The sequence below is a fragment of the Pseudomonas sp. GW821-FHT07G06 genome (assembly GCF_058986625.1).
The window spans coordinates 398,060-421,538 of sequence record NZ_JBYSVW010000002.1 but is presented as its reverse complement, the minus strand read 5'-3'; the positions used below and the strand labels follow the sequence as shown (position 1 = coordinate 421,538).

General features: G+C 60.2%; 18 protein-coding genes. 9 read left to right on the top strand and 9 right to left on the bottom strand.

Translation table 11 applies throughout. The features are described 5' to 3' along the window. Positions 1 to 24 precede the first annotated feature (24 nt). On the bottom strand, positions 25 to 1,320 hold the full coding sequence (locus AC3WJW_RS05370; protein WP_493725349.1) for a murein hydrolase activator EnvC family protein: 1,296 nt from the start codon (positions 1,318 to 1,320) through the stop codon (positions 25 to 27). 251 nt (positions 1,321 to 1,571) lie between these two features. Further along, a complete protein-coding gene (gene gpmI, locus AC3WJW_RS05365; RefSeq protein ID WP_493725348.1) occupies positions 1,572 to 3,101 on the bottom strand; it encodes a 2,3-bisphosphoglycerate-independent phosphoglycerate mutase in 1,530 nt (509 codons plus the stop codon). Between the two features lie 153 nt (positions 3,102 to 3,254). Between gpmI and AC3WJW_RS05360 the strand changes: the two genes are divergently transcribed. From AC3WJW_RS05360 to secB, 3 genes are read left to right on the top strand one after another with little or no spacing between them, the layout of a single operon-like run. Then, entirely contained in the window at positions 3,255 to 3,668 is a 414-nt protein-coding gene (locus tag AC3WJW_RS05360; RefSeq protein WP_015093082.1) for a rhodanese-like domain-containing protein, read from the top strand. A gap of 1 nt (position 3,669) precedes the next feature. Beyond that, positions 3,670 to 3,924: a glutaredoxin 3 gene (grxC, locus tag AC3WJW_RS05355; RefSeq protein ID WP_007972741.1), complete on the top strand. Its 255-nt coding sequence runs from the start codon at positions 3,670 to 3,672 to the stop codon at positions 3,922 to 3,924. Positions 3,925 to 3,980: 56 nt separating this feature from the next. Beyond that, the gene (gene secB / locus AC3WJW_RS05350; RefSeq protein WP_015093084.1) at positions 3,981 to 4,466 is read left to right on the top strand and encodes a protein-export chaperone SecB; all 486 of its coding nucleotides are present in this window, start codon (positions 3,981 to 3,983) and stop codon (positions 4,464 to 4,466) included. A 176-nt stretch (positions 4,467 to 4,642) separates the two neighbouring features. On the opposite strand, the gene AC3WJW_RS05345 is transcribed toward secB, so the two are convergent. Continuing rightward, the gene (locus tag AC3WJW_RS05345) at positions 4,643 to 5,098 is read right to left on the bottom strand and encodes a tRNA (cytidine(34)-2'-O)-methyltransferase (protein WP_493725347.1); all 456 of its coding nucleotides are present in this window, start codon (positions 5,096 to 5,098) and stop codon (positions 4,643 to 4,645) included. Here AC3WJW_RS05345 and AC3WJW_RS05340 point away from each other — a divergent pair. After that, the gene (locus AC3WJW_RS05340; RefSeq protein WP_493725346.1) at positions 5,097 to 5,537 is read left to right on the top strand and encodes a hypothetical protein; all 441 of its coding nucleotides are present in this window, start codon (positions 5,097 to 5,099) and stop codon (positions 5,535 to 5,537) included. The genes AC3WJW_RS05345 and AC3WJW_RS05340 overlap by 2 nt on opposite strands. Positions 5,538 to 6,093: 556 nt before the next feature. Here the strand turns inward: AC3WJW_RS05340 and ntrC are convergent. The 5 genes from ntrC to glnA form a co-directional block, all read right to left on the bottom strand. Next, positions 6,094 to 7,530: a nitrogen regulation protein NR(I) gene (gene ntrC, locus AC3WJW_RS05335; RefSeq protein ID WP_008002922.1), complete on the bottom strand. Its 1,437-nt coding sequence runs from the start codon at positions 7,528 to 7,530 to the stop codon at positions 6,094 to 6,096. Beyond that, on the bottom strand, positions 7,527 to 8,612 hold the full coding sequence (gene glnL, locus AC3WJW_RS05330) for a nitrogen regulation protein NR(II) (RefSeq protein ID WP_218475764.1): 1,086 nt from the start codon (positions 8,610 to 8,612) through the stop codon (positions 7,527 to 7,529). The genes ntrC and glnL overlap by 4 nt, the downstream gene beginning before the upstream one ends. A 230-nt stretch (positions 8,613 to 8,842) precedes the next feature. Further along, positions 8,843 to 9,463 (bottom strand): DUF4124 domain-containing protein, encoded by a 621-nt coding sequence (locus AC3WJW_RS05325; RefSeq protein WP_493725345.1) that lies wholly within the window; start codon positions 9,461 to 9,463, stop codon positions 8,843 to 8,845. After that, positions 9,460 to 9,972, bottom strand: a complete 513-nt coding sequence (locus tag AC3WJW_RS05320; RefSeq protein WP_493725344.1) for a DUF4124 domain-containing protein — start codon at positions 9,970 to 9,972, stop codon at positions 9,460 to 9,462. The genes AC3WJW_RS05325 and AC3WJW_RS05320 overlap by 4 nt, the downstream gene beginning before the upstream one ends. A 226-nt stretch (positions 9,973 to 10,198) precedes the next feature. After that, a complete protein-coding gene (gene glnA, locus AC3WJW_RS05315; RefSeq protein WP_007970634.1) occupies positions 10,199 to 11,605 on the bottom strand; it encodes a glutamate--ammonia ligase in 1,407 nt (468 codons plus the stop codon). A 328-nt stretch (positions 11,606 to 11,933) separates the two neighbouring features. Here glnA and thiI point away from each other — a divergent pair, with 328 nt between their 5' ends. Together thiI and typA are read left to right on the top strand one after the other, a co-directional pair. After that, positions 11,934 to 13,388 (top strand): tRNA uracil 4-sulfurtransferase ThiI, encoded by a 1,455-nt coding sequence (gene thiI / locus AC3WJW_RS05310; RefSeq protein WP_493725343.1) that lies wholly within the window; start codon positions 11,934 to 11,936, stop codon positions 13,386 to 13,388. Positions 13,389 to 13,527: 139 nt separating this feature from the next. Beyond that, a complete protein-coding gene (gene typA / locus AC3WJW_RS05305) occupies positions 13,528 to 15,348 on the top strand; it encodes a translational GTPase TypA (protein ID WP_007970631.1) in 1,821 nt (606 codons plus the stop codon). A gap of 218 nt (positions 15,349 to 15,566) precedes the next feature. On the opposite strand, the gene AC3WJW_RS05300 is transcribed toward typA, so the two are convergent. After that, a complete protein-coding gene (locus AC3WJW_RS05300; RefSeq protein ID WP_007970630.1) occupies positions 15,567 to 16,004 on the bottom strand; it encodes a YkgJ family cysteine cluster protein in 438 nt (145 codons plus the stop codon). A 255-nt stretch (positions 16,005 to 16,259) separates the two neighbouring features. Here AC3WJW_RS05300 and AC3WJW_RS05295 point away from each other — a divergent pair, with 255 nt between their 5' ends. The 3 genes from AC3WJW_RS05295 to AC3WJW_RS05285 all read left to right on the top strand — a co-directional run bounded on the left by AC3WJW_RS05295 (position 16,260) and on the right by AC3WJW_RS05285 (position 23,440). After that, complete coding sequence (locus AC3WJW_RS05295; protein ID WP_102702598.1) at positions 16,260 to 18,710, top strand: glycogen/starch/alpha-glucan phosphorylase; 2,451 nt, start codon at positions 16,260 to 16,262, stop codon at positions 18,708 to 18,710. A 156-nt stretch (positions 18,711 to 18,866) separates the two neighbouring features. Continuing rightward, positions 18,867 to 22,070, top strand: coding sequence for a DUF2339 domain-containing protein (locus AC3WJW_RS05290; protein WP_493725342.1), 3,204 nt, complete (start codon positions 18,867 to 18,869; stop codon positions 22,068 to 22,070). Next, on the top strand, positions 22,067 to 23,440 hold the full coding sequence (locus tag AC3WJW_RS05285; protein WP_493725341.1) for a DUF3999 domain-containing protein: 1,374 nt from the start codon (positions 22,067 to 22,069) through the stop codon (positions 23,438 to 23,440). Before AC3WJW_RS05290 ends, AC3WJW_RS05285 begins: the two co-directional genes overlap by 4 nt. Positions 23,441 to 23,479 lie beyond the last annotated feature (39 nt).

The window sequence follows — 23,479 nt, the reverse complement described above, 5'->3', positions numbered from 1 at the left end:
AAACTCCTGAATTAGGTAACGCGCTTATCCTTGCGCGCGGCACCATTGCGCCGGATCACTCGGGTGACCCTGCTGACGAATAGCAAAATACAGCGCTGGCGTGTCCTGCCCGCCACTGTTGCCGACAGTGGAGATGGACTCACCGGCTTTAACCACATCACCCGCAGACTTGAGCAACGTCTGGTTGTGACCATAAAGACTCAAAAAACCGTTGCCGTGGTCGAGGATCACCAGCAACCCGGCGCCTCGCAGCCAGTCGGCAAACACTACGCGACCTCCATGCACCGCATGCACGGTGCTGCCGGCAGACGCGCCGATCATCACGCCATCCCACTTGGTCCGGGCATCGTCGCCACGGCTTTCACCGTAGCGCGCCAACAGTCGACCATCGACAGGCCAGGGAAGTTTGCCGCGGGTTGATGCAAACGGACCACCAAAGGTCTCGCCGGAACTGGAAACCAGTGCGCCGGGAGTCGACCTGACCGGTTTGCGTGGGGCGTCGTCGCTGGCATCTGCCTGCGCCTGGGCCTCACGTAAACGCTTTTTTTCGGCTTCCTGCTGGGCAATCAGCGCTTTTTGTCGCGCTTCTTCTGCCTCACGGGCCTGGCGGGCCAGGGTTTCTTCAATGGTTTTAAGGACTTTAGACAGGTCTGCCTGATCCTGCTCGCGCGCCGCCAGTTTCTGATCGCGAGCCTTTACGTCGTCATTGAGCTTGGCCAGGACTTGCTGGCGCTCCTTGCGGACTTTCTCGAGCTCGTCACGCTGGGTGTCGAGGCTGCTTTGCTGTACCAGCAGTTGCGCCTGCTGCATGGCGATGTCTTTCTCGACATTGGACAGTTGGCGCAGGGTTTCGTTGAAATTCTTCAACTGCTCCAGGCGAGCCTGGCTCAGGTAGTCGTAATAGGTGAGGGTACGGGCGAATCTTTCCGGATTCTGCTGGTTGAGCAGCAACTTGAGGTATTCCTGGCGACCGTTCTGGTAGGCCGCCCGGGCCTGAATGGCGATCAGTCGTTGCTGTTCAATGCGCGCGCTCTGGAGTTTTTTTTTCTCCGCATCGAGTCGCTGCAGCTCGGCTTCGCTTTTCTTCAGCTCTTTTTGCAGGGCATCGACCTGCTTCTCGAGCTTGCCCATTTCGGTTTCGGTGCCCTTGAGCTCTTTCTGCACGCCGGACTTTTCTTCCTGCAGCTTGCCCAGCAGCTTCTTCAGCTCGGCAATGTCCTGACGCGTGGCGTCCAACTGTTGTTGGGTGTCTGCGCGCTCGTCAGCAAAGGCCGGTTGGAGCAGGCAAGTCAGAGCTAGGGCTATCAGGACGCGAAGCATAGGGGCGGGCGGCACCAGGGAAAGGGACGGCCTAGTATGCCCGCCATGGGCGGCAAAAAAAATGCCCATTTCTGACTGTGTGATGACTGGAGCAAGCGACAGACTGAATTCCATTTCAAAAACTCCAAAAACCACTGTGGGAGCGAGCTTGCTCGCGATGGCGTCCGATCATTCAACATAGATGTTGGCTGTCAGATTGCTATCGCGAGCAAGCTCGCTCCCACAGATTTTGTGGCGTTTTGGAAATCCGGTCAGACCAGAATCGAAGTCCCGGTCATTTCCGCCGGTTGCTCAAGGCCCAACAGCTTCAGCATGGTCGGCGCCACGTCGGCCAGCACGCCGCCTTCACGGACCTTCAGGTCGCGCTTGCCGACATAGATGAACGGCACCGGCTCGGTGGTGTGCGCAGTGTGCGCCTGGCCGGTGGTTGCATCGGACATTTGCTCGACGTTGCCATGGTCAGCGGTGATCAAGGCTTCGCCGCCGACTTTTTCCAGGGCATCGACGATGCGGCCCACGCACAGGTCAAGGCATTCAACAGCCTTGACCGCCGCTTCGAACACGCCGCTGTGACCGACCATGTCGCCGTTGGCGTAGTTGACCACGATCACGTCGTAACGCTGGTTTTCGATGGCGTCGACGATGCGGTCGGTGACTTCCGGCGCACTCATTTCCGGCTGCAAGTCATAGGTAGCGACTTTCGGCGACGGAATCAGGATGCGTTCTTCGCCCGGGAACGGTTCTTCGCGACCGCCGGAGAAAAAGAAGGTCACGTGGGCGTATTTTTCGGTTTCGGCGATGCGCAACTGGGTCTTGCCGTTTTTCGCCAGGTAGTCACCCAGCACGTTTTCCAGGCTGCCGGCGGCGAAGGCCGACGGCGCAGGGATGCTCGCAGCGTATTGGGTCAGCATGACGAAACCGGCCAGTTTCGGCTGGCGGGCACGCTCGAACTCACTGAAGCTGTGTTCGACGAACACGCGGGTCAGCTCGCGGGCGCGGTCGGCGCGGAAGTTCATGAACACCACGGCATCGCCGTCTTCGACTTTTACCGGCTCGCCGATAGAGGTGGCTTTGACGAATTCGTCGCTCTCGCCACGCTCGTATGCCGCTTGCAGGCCTTCCTGAGCGGTGGCGGCGTTGAATTCGCCCTGGCCATCGACAATCAGGTTGTACGCCTGGGACACGCGGTCCCAACGGTTGTCGCGGTCCATGGCGTAGTAACGGCCGATCAGGCTGGCGATCCGGCCTTTGCCCAGGGCCTGGAAGGTCGCGTCGAGCAGTTCGATGGAGGACTCAGCGCTTTTCGGCGGAGTGTCGCGGCCATCGAGGAAAGCGTGCAGGTAGATTTTTTCGGCGCCGCGCTTGAACGCCAGTTCCGCCATGGCGATCAGGTGGTCCTGGTGGCTGTGAACGCCACCATCGGACAACAGGCCCATGAAATGCACGGCTTTGCTGGCGGCAACGGCTTTATCCACAGCGGCGCAGATGGTCGGGTTCTCGAAGAACTCGCCGTCGTGGATCGATTTGGTGACGCGAGTGAAGTCCTGGTACACCACGCGGCCGGCACCGAGGTTCATGTGACCGACTTCGGAGTTGCCCATCTGGCCATCCGGCAGACCGACGTCCATGCCGCTGCCCGAGATCAGGCCGTTCGGCACGGTGGCCCACAGGCGATCCAGTACAGGCTTCTTCGCCGCGAAAATGGCGTTGGATTCGGGGCTGTCACTGTGACCGAAGCCGTCGAGAATCATCAGGACCAAAGGTTTAGGCGTGGTAGTCATGGAATCCACTCGTGGCTGAGGTAAAAGGGGTAATGGAAAAAGGGAGTCGCAGTTTAAAGCGAAGTTCCGGCCGCGTCACCGCCGGACGGGGTTTGGCCCACCATAGTGGCTGTGTATACTGGCCGACATTTTAACGCCCTGGAACCTCCTTCGATGGTTGCTAACCTGATTCAATTCGCCACTAACCACTACATTCTCGTCGGTATCTTCGTCGTACTGCTGGCGTTGCTGATTGCCTATCAAATGCAGGGCGGCGGCCGTAGCCTGAGCACCGGCGAACTGACTGGCCTGGTCAACAAGGACGCAGGCGTGGTGATCGACATTCGTCCAACCAAGGATTTCGCCGCCGGTCACATTGTCGGCGCGCTGAACATTCCCCAGGACAAACTGATCGCCCGCGTTGGCGAGCTGGAAAAGCACAAGGCCAAGACCATCATCCTGGTCGACGCCATGGGCCAGACCGCTGGCACTCACGCCCGCGAATTGATGAAATCCGGCTTCACCGCCGCCAAGCTGTCCGGCGGTATCTCCAGCTGGAAAGCCGACAATCTGCCGCTGGTGAAGTGATATGAGCAACGTCGTCGTCTATTCCAGCGATTACTGCCCTTACTGCTCGCGAGCCAAATACCTGCTCGAGAACAAAGGCGTGGCCTTCGAAGAGATCAAGGTCGATGGCAAACCGCAGGTGCGCGCTGCGATGGCCCAGAAGGCCGGACGGACGTCCGTGCCGCAAATCTGGATTGGCAGCACCCACGTGGGCGGTTGTGATGATTTGTTTGCCCTGGAGCGCGCCGGCAAGCTGGACGCGCTGCTCAGGGCCTGACGGCAATACCCCAAACAAGCAAACCTAAAAGAACCCTGGATCAAGAAGGATCTGCGATGACTGACCAACAGAACACTGCTGCGAACGAAGAAGAAACTGCACCGCAATTCTCCTTGCAGCGCATTTATGTGCGTGACCTGTCCTTCGAAGCTCCGAAAAGCCCGGCGATCTTCCGCCAGCAGTGGGAGCCGAGCGTCGCCCTGGATCTGAACACCCGTCAAAAGGCACTGGAGTCGGACTTCCACGAAGTCGTGCTGACCCTGTCGGTTACCGTGAAAAACGGTGACGAAGTGGCGTTCATCGCTGAAGTGCAACAGGCCGGTATCTTCCTGATCAAGAACCTGGACGATGCTTCGATGAGCCACACCCTGGGTGCGTTCTGCCCGAACATCCTGTTCCCGTACGCTCGCGAAACCCTGGACAGCCTGGTGACCCGCGGTTCGTTCCCGGCACTGATGCTGGCCCCGGTGAACTTCGATGCGCTGTACGCACAAGAGCTGCAACGCATGCAGGCTGCCGGCGAGACGCCGACCGTTCAGTAAAAGCTTCGTTTGCTCCATGAAAAAAGCGCCTCTGAAGGCGCTTTTTTCATGGAGCAAACGAAACCGCTGGATGCACTGCCCCCTGTAGGAGCTGCCGAAGGCTGCGATCTTTTGACTTTGATTTTTCAAGATCAAAAGATCGCAGCCTGCGGCAGCTCCTACATTGGGTCGTGGTGTTATTTGAAGTCGTTCTGGCGCCAGGCTTCGTACACGGCCACCGCCACGGTATTCGACAGGTTCAGGCTACGGCAGCCTTCGCGCATCGGCAGGCGCAGGCGTTGCTCGGGGGGCAGGGCGTCCAGCACCTCGGCGGGCAAACCCCGGCTTTCCGGGCCGAACAGGAACGCATCGCCTTCGACGAAACTGGCATCGTGGAATGGCCGCGAGCCCTTGGTGGTGAAGGCGAACAGCCGTGGATGACCGAGGCTTTCCAGGCAGCTGGGGAGGTCGGCGTGACGTTGCAAGGTGGCATACTCGTGGTAGTCGAGGCCGGCGCGGCGCAGGCGCTTGTCGTCCATCTCGAAGCCCAGCGGCTCGATCAAATGCAGGTGGCAGCCACTGTTGGCGCACAGCCTGATAACGTTGCCGGTATTCGGCGGAATTTCTGGTTGGAAAAGGATGACGTGAAACATGCACGGCTCCGAAGGTAAAGATGACGCGCATTCTACGCCGCAAGCAGGCGTGCGTTCGAAACTATTCCTGCGGGTGATGGGTTCGCTGGCGATCGTCGGGATGATGATCGGCCTGATGATCGGTCGCCTGACCACGCCAGACCCGAGTCAGTTGCAGCAGGTTGAGGTGACGGGCGACGGGCTGGTGGTGTGGTTCAACAACGAACCCAAGGTCCATGGCGAAATCGTCGACGGCAGTGTCGCGCTGCTGTTTGGCGCCGAGGGCCAGGCGCAGAAAGGCCAGCTCAAGCTTGGCGGCAAGGATGTGAACTGGCGGGTACGTTTGAGCGATGGAGGGTTGCTGCTGACGCTGGTGGCGGCCCGGCCGCTGCAGAGCGAGTGGGCCGGCAGCGAGGTCGATGACCGCTGGCGGCTGGAGATCCATCTCCGGGAGCAATAAAAGAGGGAATCCCCGGCCTGCCTGTACCAAGGTTCCCGAAACGGGAGGCTCGTCGCGAGTGCGGTGTGAGCCTGGTGTAAAGAAGGAACCCCTGACCTGCCTGTATCAAGGGCCCCAAAACGGCTGGGCTCGTCGCGGCTGCGGTGTGAGCCCGGTGTAAAGAGGGGAATCCCCGGCCTGCCTGTACCAAGGTCCCCGAAACCGGGTCGGTGATCTGAATCACTTGAAAGGGTTATTGCAGGGGGCGTGCCAGGTTTTCATATGTGGTAACAGAAAATTCTGAAGTAATACTCAAGGCCCCGTAATTCGGGGCTTTGGTGTTTTTTGGGGGTGAGTTTTGCGGCAGATGGAGGCGGTGTTTCGATTTAGCTTTCGTGCGCGATTGCGGTTCACGGTGCATTCAGTCGGTGCATTGATGGCTCTAAAAGCATCGCGAGCAAGCTCGCTCCCACAGGGTTCAATGGTGTCTACACGATAGTGAAAACGCCGAAAAACCACTGTGGGAGCGAGCTTGCTCGCGATTGGGCCTAACGATCAGCGAATAACTAAAGGCTGTTTAACCCTCATCCCCCTCATCATCATCCCCGCCATCCACCTTCATCCCCAATTCCTTGATCTTGCGCGTCAGGGTGTTACGCCCCCAACCCAGCAAGACGGCGGCGTCGCGACGGCGACCGGCGGTATGTTTGAGGGCTGTCTCGATCATGATCCGCTCGAAGGCCGGCACGGCGCTGTCGAGCAGGCTCGATTGACCGCGAGCCAGCGCCTGGTCGGCCCATTGGCGCAGGGCTTGCTCCCAGTTGGTGACCGGTGCCGAATCCTGCGGCAGGCTCAGCAGCTCCGGCGGCAGGTCGCCGATGTGCACTTCGCGACCCGAAGCCATCACCGTGATCCAGCGGCAGGTGTTCTCCAGTTGGCGCACGTTGCCGGGCCACGGCAGGTTTTTCAGGTATTCCTCGGTTTCGCTTTTCAGCAGCTTCGGCTCGACTGCCAGCTCCTGGGCTGCGCGGCTGAGGAAGTGCTTGGCCAGGGTCGGGATGTCTTCGCGACGATCCGACAAACGCGGGATGTGGATGCGGATCACGTTGAGGCGATGGAACAAGTCCTCGCGGAATTTCCCGGCATGCACCAGGGTTTCCAGGTTCTGGTGAGTCGCGGCGATGATGCGCACATCGACCTTCACCGGCACATGGCCGCCGACGCGGTAGAACTCGCCATCGGCCAGCACCCGCAGCAAGCGGGTCTGGGTGTCGGCGGGCATGTCGCCGATTTCATCAAGGAACAGCGTGCCGCCGTCCGCCTGTTCAAAACGCCCGCGACGCAGGTTGGCCGCTCCGGTGAACGCGCCTTTCTCGTGGCCGAACAGTTCGGATTCCATCAGGTCCTTGGGGATCGCCGCCATGTTCAGCGCGATGAACGGCGAAGCGGCGCGCGGGCTGTGACGGTGCAGGGCGTGGGCCACCAGCTCTTTACCGGTACCGGATTCGCCATTGATCAGCACGGTGATGTTGGAATGGCTCAGTCGACCAATGGCGCGAAACACCTCCTGCATCGCCGGCGCCTCGCCGATGATTTCCGGGGTACGGGTCAATGCCGGGGCGACTTCCAGGCCTTGCTGCTCCTGGGCGTGCTGGTTGGCGCGCTTGACCAGGGAAACCGCTTCGTCGACATCGAACGGCTTGGGCAGGTATTCGAAGGCGCCGCCCTGATAGGACGCGACAGCGCTGTCCAGATCGGAATGAGCGGTCATGATGATGACCGGCAACCGTGGATGCTGCTCGCGAATCCGCGCCAGAAGGTCCAGGCCGCTGGCGCCGGGCATGCGGATGTCGGAAATGATCACGTCCGGTTGCTGGCGCGCCAGACGGCTCATCACGCCATCGGCGCTGTCGAAGCTTTGCGTGGTCATGCCTTCCTGTTGCAAGGCTTTTTCCAGGACCCAACGGATAGAACGGTCGTCATCGACGATCCACACGGTTTCACTACGGCTCATGTCGATGTGGCTCCTTGTTCCAGTGGCAGAAAGATCGAGAAGGTGGTGTGGCCGGGGTGGCTGTCACATTCGATCAGGCCCTGGTGCTGGCTGATGATGTTCTGGGTTATGGCCAGGCCGAGCCCGGTACCGTCCGGACGTCCGCTGACCATGGGAAAGAAGATGGTTTCCTGAAGTTCTGCAGGGATGCCCGGACCGTTGTCGATGATCTCGATCTTGGTCACCAGGCGATGGCGCACATGGCCGATGGTGAACTGGCGCATGGTACGGGTGCGCAGGCTGATTCGACCCAGGCGCAGCTCGTTCTGGCTGCTGATGGCCTGCATCGCGTTGCGCACGATGTTCAGTACGGCCTGGATCATCTGTTCGCGGTCGATCAATACGTCGGGAATGCTTGGGTCGTAGTCGCGCACCAGCGTGATGCAACCCTGGCTTTCGGCTTCCACCAGTTGGCAGACGCGCTCCAGCACTTCGTGGACATTGCACAGGGCCAGTGACGGCAGCTTGTTGGAGCCGAGCATGCGATCGACCAGGTTACGCAGGCGGTCGGCTTCTTCGATGATGACGTTGGTGTAGTCGCGCAGGCTTTCTTCCGGCAGTTCCCGGGCCAGCAATTGCGCTGCGCCACGAATCCCGCCCAAGGGGTTCTTGATTTCATGGGCGAGCCCGCGCACCAGCATCTTGCTGGTCTCCTGCTTGGAAAGCTGTGCTTCTTCCTTGGTGATCCGCAGCAAGCGGTCACGCGGGTGGACTTCGAGCAGCAGCATCGTGTCGCCATTGCTCAGAATCGGCGTTACCGCGTAGTCGACGGTCAGTGTCTGGCCGGTCAGGGCGGTGAGCATGGCTTCGCGCTTGGTGAACGGGTGGGCCTGTTCGACAGCCTGGCGCAAGGAGTTCAGCGCTTCGGTCGATTCGGTAAACAGTTCACTGATGAACTGCCCATGGCTGCGCTGGCCGCTGATGGCCAGCAGCATCTCCGCCGCCGGGTTCATGTACTCGAGGCGCAGTTCGGCATCGAGCAGAATGGTGGCGGTGGTGAGGTTGTCGAGTAGCAAACGGTGGAGTGCGTCGCTAATGGTCATCGGGACCTCTTTTGGGGCGGAGCATGCGCAAGAAACAAGTGTTGGTAATTAGAAGTTGCAAAAAGTAAACCAAGGCTCCGAAAAGAAGCGCCAAAGGCCTGAAACGGGCGTTTGACGCTCGCTTGCGTGGCGTTCTGCCGGCTTTCACGGGTAATTTCGAACCAAAATGGGTTGGAATGTGAGTACGGTGCAAGCAGTTGCACCAATATAGTGCGCAAACCTGAACGAGGTTAAAAAAGTCGCAGGAAAGGATTTTTTTCTTCGGCGGGTTTGTCGTTGAGCGGGCATTCCGGCCGCTGGCCGTAGTCATCGAGGGTGCAGGGTTTGATCTTGCGCTTCTGGGCGAGAGACGTGCGCTGCATATGGAAGGGTTGGCTGGCGGTGCGTTCGATGATGCGTCCCTGCTCATCGAGGATTTCCACGGACAGGGTATGGCTGCCGCGATCGATGTTGCTCAAGGCGAACACCGGGCTCAAGCCGGGTTCGGCGGTGGGCTGGCCGTCGAGCAGCAACCGGTAGCGGTGACCGGGCTGCAGGGCGGGTTCGTTGGTGGCGCTGATGATGACTTCGCCGGTGTTGCTGCGGATGGTTGCGTCGGGTTCCGGGATCAGGATGCGCAGCACCTCATAGTGGAACAGCGCTTCTACTTCAGGACTGCTCTGTGCGATCAGCGGCGCTGCATTGGTGGGGTTGGCTGCTATTCGATTGGTCGTTGTCAGCTGTACGCGCCCTGTGTCGCCGGGTTTGGGCTGGTCGGTGAAAACCCGGTTGCCCTGAGCGTCGATGTACATGAAGACCTCTGCCGAGGCGGGCGGGCCGATCAGGCAGGCGATCAACAGCCAGGCCTTCAAGGCTTGTGCACCCGCTGTACGGTGAATGTCACCGCAGGGCTCTGCTGCACGACGTTTTCGCCATCGATCACTTGCACGGCGAGGCGATGCTCGCCGCGGTCGATGTTCACCAGTTGCAGGATCGGCACATTGACTGGCTGGCCGTAGGGCTGGCCGTCCAGCAGCAGGCGCATCAGGTGGGGGGCTTGCAGGCGCGGCTTGATCAGTACGTTTATCGTGAAGGTGCCATTGTTGGCGCGCAGAGCTTCGGTATTGGGCAGGCCGGTCAGCTCCAGCACTTCATAGGGCTTTTGGGGCTCATTCGGGGCGGCTTCAGCAACGGGCGCGGCTTCACCGGGAGGCTGGCGCTCAATGCTGTTGAGGGGCGGCAAGTGGACCGGTTGGGCACTGGTGCCGACAGGCGGTTGATTGCTGTACGCGGTGGCGCCGTTGGCGTCTGTGTATTTGTAGATCTGCGCCATGGCGGGCAGGGCGATCAGCAGCAGGATGAACAGAAAACCACGACCCATGGAATCGACCGGAAGCGAAAACGTTGGGTTGCAGCATAGGTCAGGGGAGGTGGTTGTCCCAAGTAAAACAAGATCAAAAGATCGCAGCCTTCGGCAGCTCCTACAGGATGTATGCCAATCCCGTGTAGGAGCTGCCGAAGGCTGCGATCTTTTGACTTTCGGCACAAAAAAGGCCTCCCGAAGGAGGCCTCTTTTTTGTCACGCTGCGTGCTGCAGCGCTACCGGATCAGCAGCTGTAGTACAGCTCGTATTCCAGTGGGTGTACGAAGGTACGTACCTTGATTTCTTCTTCGCTTTTCAGGGCGATGTAAGCGTCGATGAAGTCGTCGCTGAAAACGCCACCTTTGGTCAGGAACGCACGACCTTTGTCCAGCTCTTCCAGGGCTTCTTTCAGGCTGCCGCAAACTTGTGGAATCTCTTTCGCCTCTTCAGGCGGCAGGTCGTACAGGTTTTTGTCAGCAGCGTCGCCAGGGTGGATCTTGTTCTGGATGCCGTCCAGGCCAGCCATCAACAGTGCTGCGAAGCACAGGTACGGGTTGGCAGCCGGATCCGGGAAGCGTGCTTCGATACGGCGGGCTTTAGGGCTCGACACGTAAGGAATGCGGATCGAAGCGGAACGGTTGCGAGCCGAGTAGGCCAGCATCACCGGCGCTTCGAAGCCTGGAACCAGACGCTTGTAGGAGTTGGTTGCCGGGTTGGTGAAGCCGTTCAGGGCCTTACCGTGCTTGATGATGCCGCCGATGAAGTACAGAGCGGTGTCGGACAGGCCGGCATAGCCTTCGCCTGCGAAGGTGTTCTTGCCATCTTTCCAGATGGACATGTGCACGTGCATGCCCGAGCCGTTGTCGCCGTACAGCGGCTTAGGCATGAAGGTCGCGGTGCGGCCGTAGGCATCGGCAACGTTGTGCACGACGTACTTCAGGGTTTGGGTTTCGTCGGCTTTTTTCACCAGGGTGTTGAACTTGACGCCGATTTCGTTCTGGCCGGCAGTTGCCACTTCGTGGTGGTGAACTTCGACGGTCAGGCCCATTTCTTCCAGTGCGTTGCACATGGAGGTACGGATTTCGTGGTCGTGGTCGAACGGTGGAACCGGGAAGTAGCCGCCTTTGACGCCTGGACGGTGGCCCTTGTTGCCGCCTTCGATGTCCTGGTCGGACATCCAGGAGCCTTGTTCGGAGTAGATCTTGAACATGGAACCGGAAATGTCGGACTTGAACTTCACCTGGTCAAAGATGAAGAACTCTGGCTCTGGACCGGCGAACACGGTGTCACCGATACCGGTGGCTTTCAGGTGCTCTTCGGCGCGCTTGGCGATCGCACGTGGGTCGCGGTCGTAGCCTTGCATGCTCGAAGGCTCGATGATGTCGCAGACCAGGATCAGGGTCGGTTCTTCGGTGAACGGATCGAGAACAGCGGTGGAGTCGTCCGGCATCAGGATCATGTCGGAGGCTTCGATGCCTTTCCAGCCAGCGATGGAGGAACCGTCGAACATTTTGCCGACTTCGAAGAAGTCGTCATCCAGCGCATCGCGAGCCGGCATGGTCACGTGGTGCTGAGTGCCTTTGGTGTCCGTGAAGCGCAGATCAATCCATTTGACGTCATGATCTTTGATGAGTTGAACCGACTTCGACATAGTGTCCTCCGGGTGGCTTCGGGCTAGTAGTGGATGCCCTTAAATGTGGGTGATGCCGGCGCGAATACTCTGCCAAGGCAACCTGCCTCACAAGGGAGCAAATTGCATGCCAGTGCCCCAGCATGGGTTTTTTGCCCCAAAAACACGCTTATCAGCCATTAATGCACTTTAAAGTCGAAAATACCGCCCCTTAATGTGGCGTCAAAATGAATAAGTGACCCGTTTTGGTGCGCGCAAAACCTTCTGCACATTAACTGGTTAAACCTTGAGCAATTTCCGCTATAATCCGCGCCCCCCTTTTTCGGCAGGCCCTGCGCGCGCTGTTTCCATGAAATTAATCGTAAAAGTCTTCCCCGAGATCACCATCAAGAGCCGCCCGGTACGGATGCGTTTCATCCGCCAATTGGCCAAGAACATCCGTGCCGTGCTCCGCGATCTGGACCCGGCTGTGGTGGTGAACGGCGTGTGGGACAACCTCGAGCTGGAAACCCGCGTCAGCGACCCCAAGGCCCTGAAGGAGATGGGCGAGCGCCTGAGCTGCATGCCGGGCGTCGCGCACTTCCTGCAAATCGACGAGTACCCGCTGGGTGATTTCGACGACATCGTTGAAAAGTGCAAGCAGCACTACGGCGATGCTCTGGCCGGCAAGATTTTTTCGGTGCGTTGCAAGCGTGCCGGCAAGCACCCGTTCAGCTCGATCGATATCGAGAAATATGTCGGCAGCCAGTTGCGCCGTCAGTGTGGTGCCGCCGGGATCGACCTGAAAAAGCCTGAAATCGAAGTCCGCATCGAAGTTCGCGACCAACGGTTGTTCGTGATCCACAGCCAGCACAACGGCATCGGCGGATATCCGCTGGGTGCCCTGGAGCAGACGCTGGTGCTTATGTCCGGCGGCTTCGACTCCACCGTGGCGGCCTACCAGATCATGCGCCGCGGCCTGATGGCGCATTTCTGCTTCTTCAACCTGGGCGGACGTGCCCACGAACTGGGCGTCATGGAAGTCGCGCATTTCATCTGGAAGAAGTACGGCAGCTCCCAACGCGTGCTATTTGTCAGTGTGCCGTTCGAGGAAGTGCTGGGCGAAATTCTCGGCAAAGTCGATAACAGTCATATGGGCGTAGTATTGAAGCGTATGATGTTGCGCGCTTCGTCCCGGATTGCCGATCGACTGCACATCGAGGCCCTCGTCACCGGTGAGGCGATCTCCCAGGTGTCGAGCCAGACGTTGCCGAACCTGTCGGTGATCGATTGCGTGACCGACAAACTGGTCTTGCGTCCACTGATCGTCGCGCACAAGCAGGACATCATCGACACGGCCAACGAAATCGGCACCGCCGATTTCGCCCGGCACATGCCGGAATACTGCGGCGTCATCTCGGTCAATCCGAAGACCGCGGCCAAGCGCTATCGCGTCGAGCACGAAGAGAAAGAATTCGATATGGCGGTGCTCGAGCGTGCGCTCGAAAACGCCAAGCTGGTGCCGATCGATCGCGTGATCGACGAATTGGGCCAGGACTTGCAGATTGAAGAAGTCAGCGAAGCGCTGGCCGGTCAGATCGTCATCGACATCCGTCACCCGGATGCCGCTGAAGACGACCCGCTGGAACTCGCTGGCATCGAGGTACAAACGATGCCGTTTTATGCAGTGAACGCTCGTTTCAAGGAACTGGACCCTACTCGCCAGTACCTGCTGTATTGCGACAAAGGCGTGATGAGTCGCCTGCATGCCCACCATTTGCTCAGTGAGGGGCATGCCAATGTGCGCGTTTATCGACCGAGCTAAGTGCCCGGGGCTGTTTGCCTGTGGCCTGCGTCACCGGCCCCCCGACGCCACCGTCAAGCTGTAACGGCTTTCACGGACGCTACTGTTAATCGCTGCCAAGACTTGTCAGCACACCGAATCCTCTGATCGAGATACACAAGTGATCGAAAATCTACGCAACATCGCCATCATTGCCCACGTTGACCATGGTAAAACCACCCTGGTAGACAAACTCCTGCGTCAATCCGGCACCCTGGAGCGCAACGAGCTCAACGACGAGCGCGTGATGGACTCCAACGACCAGGAAAAAGAGCGCGGTATTACCATTCTGGCGAAAAACACCGCCATCAACTGGAACGGCTACCACATCAACATCGTGGACACCCCGGGCCACGCCGACTTCGGCGGCGAAGTTGAACGCGTAATGTCGATGGTCGACTCCGTTCTGCTGCTGGTTGACGCTCAAGACGGCCCTATGCCGCAAACCCGTTTCGTGACCAAGAAGGCTTTCGAAGCCGGCCTGCGTCCAATCGTGTGCATCAACAAGGTTGACCGTCCAGGCGCGCGTCCGGACTGGGTTCTGGACCAGATCTTCGACCTGTTCGACAACCTGGGCGCCACCGAAGAACAGCTGGACTTCAAAGTCGTCTACGCCTCGGCCCTGAACGGTATTGCCGGTCTGGACCACACCGAAATGGCTGAAGACATGACCCCGCTGTACCAGTCGATCGTCGACAACGTACCTGCGCCGAAAGTCGACCGTGACGGTCCGTTCCAGATGCAGATCTCCGCACTGGACTACAACAGCTTCCTGGGTGTTATCGGCGTTGGCCGTATCGCTCGTGGTCGCGTCAAGCCGAACACCCCGGTTGTGGCTATCGGCGCCGACGGCAAGAAGCGTAACGGTCGTATCCTGAAGCTGATGGGTCACCACGGTTTGCACCGTGTAGACGTTGAAGAAGCTGCTGCAGGCGACATCGTGTGCATCAGCGGTATGGACTCGCTGTTCATCTCCGACACCCTGTGCCACCCGGACACCGTTGAAGCGATGAAGCCGTTGACCGTCGACGAGCCAACCGTTTCCATGACCTTCCAGGTAAACGACTCGCCATTCTGCGGTAAAGAAGGCAAGTTCGTGACTTCCCGTAACATCAAGGAACGTCTGGACAAAGAGCTGCTGTACAACGTTGCACTGCGCGTTGAAGAAGGCGACTCGGCTGACAAGTTCAAGGTTTCCGGCCGTGGCGAACTGCACCTCTCGGTACTGATCGAAACCATGCGTCGCGAAGGCTTCGAAATGGCTGTAGGCCGTCCGGAAGTGATCATCCGTCTGGTTGACGGCGTGAAGCACGAACCGTTCGAAAACGTCACCATCGACCTGCCGGAAGAATCCCAGGGCAAGGTGATGGAAGAGATGGGCCTGCGTAAGGGCGACCTGACCAACATGGTGCCGGATGGCAAGGGCCGTGTACGTCTGGAATACAACATCCCTGCTCGTGGTCTGATCGGTTTCCGTAACCAGTTCCTGACCCTGACCAACGGCGCTGGCATCCTGACCTCGATCTTCGACCGTTACGACGTGATGAAGTCCGGCGACATGTCCGGCCGTCAGAACGGCGTTCTGGTTTCGGTTGAAACCGGCAAGGCACTGACCTACTCCCTGGAAACCCTGCAGGCGCGTGGCAAGCTGTTCGTAGAACACGGTCAGGAAATCTACAACGGTCAGATCGTTGGTCTGAACAGCCGTGACAACGACCTGGGCGTCAACCCTACCAAGGGCAAGAAGCTCGACAACATGCGTGCTTCGGGTAAAGACGAAACCATCGCTCTGGTTCCACCTGTTCGCTTCACCCTGGAACAGGCTCTGGAATTCATCCAGGACGACGAGCTGTGCGAAGTGACGCCTAAGTCCATTCGTCTTCGCAAGAAGATCCTGGACGAAAGCGAGCGTACCCGCGCTGCCAAGAAAGCCAAGGCATAAGATTTAGCCTGGCTTAACGAAAACGCCCCCGGTCGAAAGGCCGGGGGCGTTTTTGTTTGTCTGGGGTTTGTGCGGTGTTTGTGCCGGCCTCATCGCGAGCAAGCTCGCTCCCACAGGGGTTCTATGGTGTTCACACAATTTGTGGTTCACCTCGAACACTGTGGGAGCGAGCTTGCTCGCGATGGCGGCCGATCAGCCGCCACTGGTTTCAGGAAATATCAGAACCGCTCGATACTCCGCGAATTCCGCTCGCGCTCCACTTCCTTCGGCTTGTACGCGCAATACCCCGGCCGCGGGCCGATTTTCGGGTGGTTGCGGCAAGTATCCGGGCGCTTATCATAAATAGTGCACAGACGGCTCTTACGATCCAGGTACAGGCAATCGTTGTTGCTCATGCGCTGGAGGGTAAAGATTCCCGACTTCTGGTTGAAGCGCTCGACCAGACCTTCCTTTTGCAGGCGTTTGGCGATGTTCTTCGGCGGATCGCCCAGCTCGAACTCATCGACCACGCCGATGCGGATCAGGTCCTTGATCTTGACCTCGACGGGCAAAGTGCAGCAGCTGGACATGCACGAGCCGCACATCGGGGCAGAGTACTTGGCCCAGGTATCGAGGCGGTCGATCTCTGCGGCAGCGATCAGGTTCGGCTTCATCATCGTTTGTTACCAGCGTGTGCATCAGGGCGCGCGATCATACCGGGACTGGTGGATTTTTGAACAACCTTTCGCCAGATTTTTTCACTGCCGGCCAATAAACCGCTAATCCGGCACGGCCCCTGCATTGAATCAGGTACTCGACAATGTATTGCCGACCCGATTCGCACTAACAGGAAAAACTGCCGAACCAGAGCCTGTACCGCCTGTCAGACCGTCTAGGCTCAGACAACTCCAAGCTCGCTCGAGGTCCTATCGATGACTCAAGAACCACTTGTTCGCGAAGCAGAGGTGGCCGCATTCCGCGACGCCGTCTTGACCAAGCTCACTTATGCAGTGGGTAAAGACCCGGATCACGCCTTCGACCATGACTGGTTCGAAGCCATCGCCCTGGCCGCGCGGGATCACATGGTCGAGCACTGGATGGACCACACGCGGCAGATCTACCGCAAAGGTCAGAAGCGCGTTTATTACCTTTCCCTCGAATTCCTCATCGGCCGGCTGCTGTTCGACAGCCTGAGCAACCTCGGCCTGCTCGACGTGGCGCGCGAAGCCCTGACCGAACTTGGCGTCGACCTTGAACGCATCCGTCTGCTGGAGCCCGACGCGGCCCTGGGCAACGGCGGTCTCGGGCGTCTGGCGGCGTGTTTCCTGGAAAGCATGTCGACCCTCGGCATCGCCGGTCATGGCTACGGCATCCGCTATGAGCACGGGTTGTTCCGCCAGGCGATTGTCGACGGCTGGCAGCAGGAGCAGACCGAACACTGGCTGGATTTCGGCAACCCGTGGGAGTTCGAGCGGCCGGAAGTGGTCTACACCATCGGTTTCGGCGGCAGCGTCGAGACCCTGACCGACGACACCGGCAAATCCCGGCAAGTCTGGTCCCCGGCGGAAACCGTGCGGGCGATTGCCTACGACACGCCGGTGGTCGGCTGGCGCGGGGCGAGCGTCAACACGCTGCGCCTGTGGCGCGCCCGCGCCATGGAAGATCTGCACCTGGAGCGTTTCAACGCCGGTGACCACCTGGGCGCCGTGGCCGAAGTGGCCCGGGCCGAAAGCATCTCCCGAGTGCTGTACCCCGCGGACAGCACCGAGGCCGGCCAGGAGTTGCGCCTGCGCCAGGAGTATTTCTTCGTCGCCGCCTCGTTGCAGGATCTGCTGCGCCGCCATCGCAACATGCACACTTCGGTGCTGACCCTGGGCGATCACGCCTCGATCCAGCTCAACGACACTCACCCCTCGATTGCCGTGGCTGAACTGATGCGGCAACTGGTCGACGTCTATGACGTGGCGTGGGATGCAGCGTGGCAGGTCACCGTCGATACGCTGTCCTACACCAACCACACCTTGCTGCCCGAAGCGCTGGAAACCTGGCCGGTCGGCTTGATGGAGCGTATGTTGCCGCGGCACATGCAGATCATTTACCTGATCAACGCCCACCACATCGACTCCCTGCGGGCCAAAGGCATCCACGACTTCGACGTGCTGCGCGCGGTGTCGCTGATCGAGGAAGACAACGGTCGTCGGGTGCGCATGGGCAACCTGGCGTTTCTCGGCTCCCACAGCGTCAACGGCGTGTCCGGTTTGCACACGCAACTGATGCGCAAGACGGTGTTCTCCGAACTGCACAAGCTGTACCCGGAGCGAATCAACAACAAGACCAATGGCATTACCTTCCGCCGCTGGCTGTACCAGGCCAATCCCGAGCTGACCTCGATGCTGGTCGATGCCCTGGGCCCCGAGGTGCTGGACAACCCGGAAGAGCGTTTGCTCGCCCTCGAGCCGTTCGCCGAGAAAAGCGCGTTCCGCAAGGCATTCGCCGAGCAACGCCTGCACAGCAAGAAAGCCCTGGCGTACCTGATTCATGAGCGCTTGGGTGTCGCGGTCAACCCGGCGGCGATGTTCGACGTGCAGGTCAAGCGCATCCATGAATACAAACGCCAGCTGCTCAACCTGATGCACACCGTGGCGTTGTACCAGGCGATCCGCGCCGAACCTGAAATCGACTGGGTGCCACGGGTGAAAATCTTCGCCGGCAAGGCTGCCGCGAGTTATCACCAGGCCAAACTGATCATCAAACTGACCAATGACATCGCCCGGGTGGTGAACAACGACCCGACCGTGCGTGGCTTGCTCAAAGTGGTGTTCCTGCCCAACTACAACGTCAGCCTGGCGGAGAGCATCATTCCGGCGGCGGATTTGTCCGAGCAAATCTCCACCGCCGGTTTCGAAGCCTCAGGCACCAGCAACATGAAGTTCGGCCTGAACGGCGCGCTGACCATCGGCACCCTGGACGGGGCCAACGTGGAAATGTGCGATCGCATCGGTGCCGAGCATATGTTCATCTTCGGCCTCAGCGCGCAGCAGGTGGAGGCGCGCAAGCAGAACCATGAGTTCAGCGCCGTACCGGACATCGCCGCGTCCCATCGCCTGAACGATGTGCTGCAAGCGATTCGTGGCGGGGTGTTCTCGCCGGATGATCCGTCCCGCTACACCGGGTTGATCGATTCGCTGGTGGATTACGACCGCTTCCTGGTCTGCGCCGACTTCGATTCCTATTGGCACGCGCAGATGCGCGTCGAAGCCCATTGGCACGATTCGAAGGAGTGGTGGCGTTCAGCAGTGTTGAACACGGCGCGGATGGGCTGGTTCTCGTCGGACCGGACCATTCGCGAGTACGCCACGGAAATCTGGAAGGCGCTGGAGTAAGTCTTCAGGCAGGTGGATATACTGGCGCGCCGGAAAAGATCGCAGCCTTCGGAAGTTCCTACACCCATCCTGTAGGCGCTGCCGAAGGCTGCGATCTTTATGGATACGGCTGAGCTAATCTTTCCGGATTGGCCAATGCGCTTAGGGATATCGACCATGCAATGGATGTTCATGCTGATAGGGCTGGTGCTCGGCTGGATACTCGACGAGTCATTCAGCGATGCGCTGCTGGGCGCGTTACTCGGGTTGGGTATCGGCCAGGCCCTTCGCTTGGCCCGCATGGACTCGCAGGCCGTCGAGCAGCAGCGTTTGCTGGCTCAGGCGCAGGCAGCCCTGCAGGCGGTCGAGCAACGGCTGGCGCTGCTCGAAGCATCTGGCAGCAAGGCGCCGGAAACCCGCGAACCGCTTGTCTCACCTGAAACTTTCCTTGATGAAGCCCCTGCCGCAGCCTCGGACTTGATCTGGGAACTGCCGCCCGAACTCGAGCCAATCCAGGCAGCGGCCAGCGAAATCAGGGGGCCGGCCGCCGATGCCTGGAAACCCGAACCGACCGCTCGCGAAGCACAATCGCCTGGCTCCCCGCGTGGCCCGAATCTCATCGACCGCGCCATCAGTCGCGCCCGCGCCTGGTTGTTCGGCGGCAATACCGTGTTGCGCGTCGGCGTGGTGCTGCTGTTCCTCGGCCTGGCCTTTCTGCTGCGCTACGCCACCGAAGGCGTGGTGGTGCCGGTTGAGCTGCGTTACGCAGGCGTGGCTGCCGCAGCATTGGGCCTGCTCGGGCTGGGTTGGTGGTTGAGGGCTCGCAACAGCAGTTACGCGTTGATCCTGCAGGGCGCCGGGATTGCCGTGTTGTACCTGACGGTGTTTGCCGCGATGCGCCTGCATCCGCTGCTCGAGCCCTCGGCGGGGTTTGGCCTGCTGGTGGCGGTGACGGTCTGTTCGGCGATTCTCGCCATTGCCCAGGATTCCCTGGGGCTGGCTGCCGCGGCCGCACTGGGCGGATTCGCCGCGCCCATCCTGGCCTCCACCGGCGCCGGCAGCCATGTCGCGCTGTTCAGCTACTTTACCCTGCTCAACGCCGGCATCTTCGCCATCGCCTGGTTCAAGGCCTGGCGGCTGTTGAATGTCATCGGCTTTACCGGCACCTTCGGCATCGGATTCGCCTGGGGCCTGCGCTCCTACTCGCCGGAGCTGTTGTGGAGCACCGAGCCGTTTCTGATTTTGTTTTTCCTGATGTACGTGGCCATTGGTCTGCTGTTCGCCCGGCGCAGGTTGATGGAGATGGGCGATACACCCGCAGACAGTAGTCGCGAAGCACTGCTGCGCTGGTCGGCGCGCAAGGGTGACTACGTCGACGGCACACTGCTGTTCGGCCCACCACTGGCAGGTTTCGGCTTGCAGTTCGCGCTGGTGCAGCATCTGGAATTCGCTGCTGCATTCAGTGCCTTGGCACTGGGCATGATTTACATGGGGCTTGCCCGTTGGCTGATGGCCGGGCGCACGTTGTTGTTGGGAGAAACCTGCCTGGCCCTGGGCGTGATCTTCGCCAGCCTGGCGATACCGCTGGGGCTCGATGCGCGCTGGACGACGGCGGCATGGGCGGTGGAAGGCGCGGGGATCTTCTGGCTCGGTCTGCGCCAACAAAGGCCCCTGGGCCGGGCCTTTGCCTTGCTGCTGCAATTGGGGGCGGCGCTGGCGTTTCTCAGCGAGTTGCACGACAGCGAGAGCAGCCTGCTCGGTGGTGTACCGCTGGGCGCGCTGTTGCTGGGCGTCGCGTTGCTGTTCAGCTTCTACCAATTACATAAAGCCTTGCCGCAGCAGATCAGGCCATGGGAGCTCAAAGGCCTGCCTGTATTGGCTTGTCTCGGTCTGGCGTTTCTCTATTTGCTGGCGCCCTTGTTTTTCTTCAGCCATGGCACGGTGATCAGTTGGGCCTTGGCCGGGGCGCTCACGTTGTTTGTTGGCTTGCACCTGCAATCGCGCACGTTCGTGTTCACCGCGCTCGCTGTGCAACTGTTGGGTGGCGCGCTGTTCCTGACGGCAGGGCCGCAGTTCAGTGACGGTCTGCAGCCCCTGGCCCATGGCGGGTTCTGGGCGCCGCTGGTGCTGGGGCTGGCCGCGATGGTCGGGGCCTGGCGTTTGCAGATCGGCCATTCGTTCACCGCGTTCAAAGGGCTGAGTCTGTTGCGATTGTCCCAGGCGTTGCTGGTGTGGGGCGCGGGCTGGTGGGCGCTGGCCTGGGTCATCGAAGTGCTGCATTTTGCGCCGCAGTCGATACAGGCGACTTTGTTGTTGGGCATCGCTGCCGTGAGTGTTGCGCTGTGGACGGTATTGGCGCTGCGTCTGAAATGGTCGTCACTGGGGGGACTCGGCACGGTGTTGATTCCCGCTGCGGCACTGGTGCTGCTCGCGGCCTGGCACTCGCGTTATCACCCGGCGGCCAACTTCGGCTGGCTGGCGTGGGCCGCCGTGTTCGTCGTGCATTTCATGTCCCTGCGACGCCTGGCGCCCATGCTGCCAGCGCCCGTACTGAGCGTCGCCCATGTGCTCGGCTGCTGGCTGTTGATGGGCGTGCTGGCGCTGGAACTGCGTTACGCCTTGCTGGTGTTGTCCGAGCAATACAACGCCTGGCGCTGGTTGGGCTGGGCGATTCTGCCAAGTCTGTATCTGGTGCTGATGGCAGCACCTCGCGCATGGCCTTGGCCGGTGTCGGCCTATCCTCGGGAATACCGCGTGTACGCCGCTGCGCCGCTGGCCTTGCTGATGCTCGGCTGGTTCTGGCTGGCGAATATCGCCAGTGAGGGCAACGCTGAACCACTGCCTTACGTGCCATTGATCAACCCGTTGGAACTGGGCCTGTTGTTTGCGTTGTTCGGCGTTTATGTCTGGTCCCGCAGCGCCATGCCCCAACTGGCTGTCCGCAAGGATTACGCGGCCGTCGCCACGCAAGGGGTCGCAGGTGCCTCGCTGTTCGTGTTCTTTACGGCCTTGGTGATGCGCACGGCGCACCATTGGAGCGGGGTGCCGTTCGAGCTGGATCTGTTGCTGGAGTCGATGCGGGTACAAGCCGGCCTGTCCATTGTCTGGACCTTGATGGCCCTGAGCCTGATGATCGGCGGCCATTTGCGTCGCCGTCGCGAAGTCTGGCTGATCGGTGCAGCCTTGATTGGTGTGGTCGTGGCCAAGCTGTTTTTTGTCGAATTGAGCAATCGCGGCGGGCTGGCGCGGATCGTGTCGTTTATTGGTGTCGGCGTGTTGTTGCTGGTGGTGGGTTATTTCGCTCCGCTACCGCCCAAGCGCGCCGAAGCCGTGCCGGATACCGGCAAACCGGTCCCGGAATCACAAGGAGTGTCGTCTTGAGTCAGAAGCTGAACCTGAGTTGGCTGGGCATTGTTGCCATGGGTGTGGTGTTGTCGGCGGTTGCCCAGGAAAAACCGGCGGACTTCACCACCCAAGTGCCTTTGTCGGTAACGGGCGAAGGACCTTGGTATCGCCTTGAACTGCCCCTGAGCGTACAACTGAATGCACGGCAGGCTGACCTGAGCGATGTGCGTGTATTCAACGCCGTGGGTGAAGTTCAGGCTTATGCCTTGGCCCGGGAGTCGGCGCGGAGCAATGAAACGCGCACCTTGACCGAGGTGAAATGGTTTCCGCTGTACAACTCGGTGGACGCCACTGAAACCGCGCCGAGTGTGCGGGTGCAATCGAGCACCAACGGCACCTTGGTCGAGGTGCAGCCCTCCAGTCAGCTGGAGGCGGGTGAGGAAGAGTTGCGCGGCTGGTTGCTTGACGCGTCCGCTATCAAGGCGCCATTGCAGCAATTGATTCTCGACTGGACCAGCGAACGCGACGGTTTCCAGCGTTTCACCGTCGAAGCCAGCGATGATCTGCAGCATTGGCAGTCCTGGGGCGAAGGGCAGGTGGCGCGCCTGACCTTTTCCGACGAGCGGGTCGAACAGCATGAGGTCAGCCTGCCGGGCCAGTCGGCGCGTTACCTGCGGTTGCTGTGGATCACTCCGCATTCGGCGCCGACACTGACTTCGGCGCAACTGCAAAGCTTCAGTACCCGCAGCCTGCCGCTGCCGTTGGTCTGGTCCCAGGCGTTGACCGGCAGCACCGAGAAGGCGGGTGAATACACCTGGCAGTTGCCGATGGGGCTGAATGTCGAGCGGGTGCAGGTCGAGTTGAGCCAGCCCAACAGCCTGGCGCCAGTGAGCCTGGCCGGCCGGCGCGACAGCAGTCTGCCATGGCAGTCGTTGGGCAGAGGTTTGCTCTATCGCCTGACGCAGAATGGTCAGGACGTGGTGCAAAACCAATTGCAGTTGTCTGGGCAAATCGTCCAGCAATTGAAACTGACCGTGGACGAACGCGGCGGCGGCCTGGGTGATCAGGCGCCGACGCTGAAGTTTGCCATGCGCGCCACGCAACTGGTGTTTCTGGCACGTGGGCCGGGGCCTTACACGCTGGTGGTGGGGAGCGCGACGGCGAAGGCGGCGAACTTGCCGCTGTCAACGCTGATTCCGGATTACAGCCCGCAGAAGCTGTCTACCCTGGGCCGGGCCCTGGTGGATGTCGGGGCGGTGGCTACGCAGCCGTCGGCAGGCGCCACGTCTGCGCCGGTCGACAGCCACTGGAAGAAATTCGGGTTGTGGGCGGTGTTGCTGCTCTGCGTGGTGTTCCTGGTGGCGATGGCGTTCAGTTTGCTGCGCAAGCCTTCTGTCAAATCCTGACCGTGGGTGCTGCGCACCCAATCGCGAGCAAGCTCGCTC

Excerpts from the sequence above, each read along its gene's own strand:
- AC3WJW_RS05370 (WP_493725349.1), bottom strand. The coding sequence starts at position 1,320 with ATGCTTCGCGTCCTGATAGCCCTAGCTCTGACTTGCCTGCTCCAACCG.
- gpmI (WP_493725348.1), bottom strand. The coding sequence starts at position 3,101 with ATGACTACCACGCCTAAACCTTTGGTCCTGATGATTCTCGACGGCTTC.
- AC3WJW_RS05360 (WP_015093082.1), top strand. The coding sequence starts at position 3,255 with ATGGTTGCTAACCTGATTCAATTCGCCACTAACCACTACATTCTCGTC.
- grxC (WP_007972741.1), top strand. The coding sequence starts at position 3,670 with ATGAGCAACGTCGTCGTCTATTCCAGCGATTACTGCCCTTACTGCTCG.
- secB (WP_015093084.1), top strand. The coding sequence starts at position 3,981 with ATGACTGACCAACAGAACACTGCTGCGAACGAAGAAGAAACTGCACCG.
- AC3WJW_RS05340 (WP_493725346.1), top strand. The coding sequence starts at position 5,097 with ATGCACGGCTCCGAAGGTAAAGATGACGCGCATTCTACGCCGCAAGCA.
- AC3WJW_RS05345 (WP_493725347.1), bottom strand. The coding sequence starts at position 5,098 with ATGTTTCACGTCATCCTTTTCCAACCAGAAATTCCGCCGAATACCGGC.
- ntrC (WP_008002922.1), bottom strand. The coding sequence starts at position 7,530 with ATGAGCCGTAGTGAAACCGTGTGGATCGTCGATGACGACCGTTCTATC.
- glnL (WP_218475764.1), bottom strand. The coding sequence starts at position 8,612 with ATGACCATTAGCGACGCACTCCACCGTTTGCTACTCGACAACCTCACC.
- AC3WJW_RS05320 (WP_493725344.1), bottom strand. The coding sequence starts at position 9,972 with ATGGGTCGTGGTTTTCTGTTCATCCTGCTGCTGATCGCCCTGCCCGCC.
- glnA (WP_007970634.1), bottom strand. The coding sequence starts at position 11,605 with ATGTCGAAGTCGGTTCAACTCATCAAAGATCATGACGTCAAATGGATT.
- thiI (WP_493725343.1), top strand. The coding sequence starts at position 11,934 with ATGAAATTAATCGTAAAAGTCTTCCCCGAGATCACCATCAAGAGCCGC.
- AC3WJW_RS05300 (WP_007970630.1), bottom strand. The coding sequence starts at position 16,004 with ATGATGAAGCCGAACCTGATCGCTGCCGCAGAGATCGACCGCCTCGAT.
- AC3WJW_RS05295 (WP_102702598.1), top strand. The coding sequence starts at position 16,260 with ATGACTCAAGAACCACTTGTTCGCGAAGCAGAGGTGGCCGCATTCCGC.
- AC3WJW_RS05290 (WP_493725342.1), top strand. The coding sequence starts at position 18,867 with ATGCAATGGATGTTCATGCTGATAGGGCTGGTGCTCGGCTGGATACTC.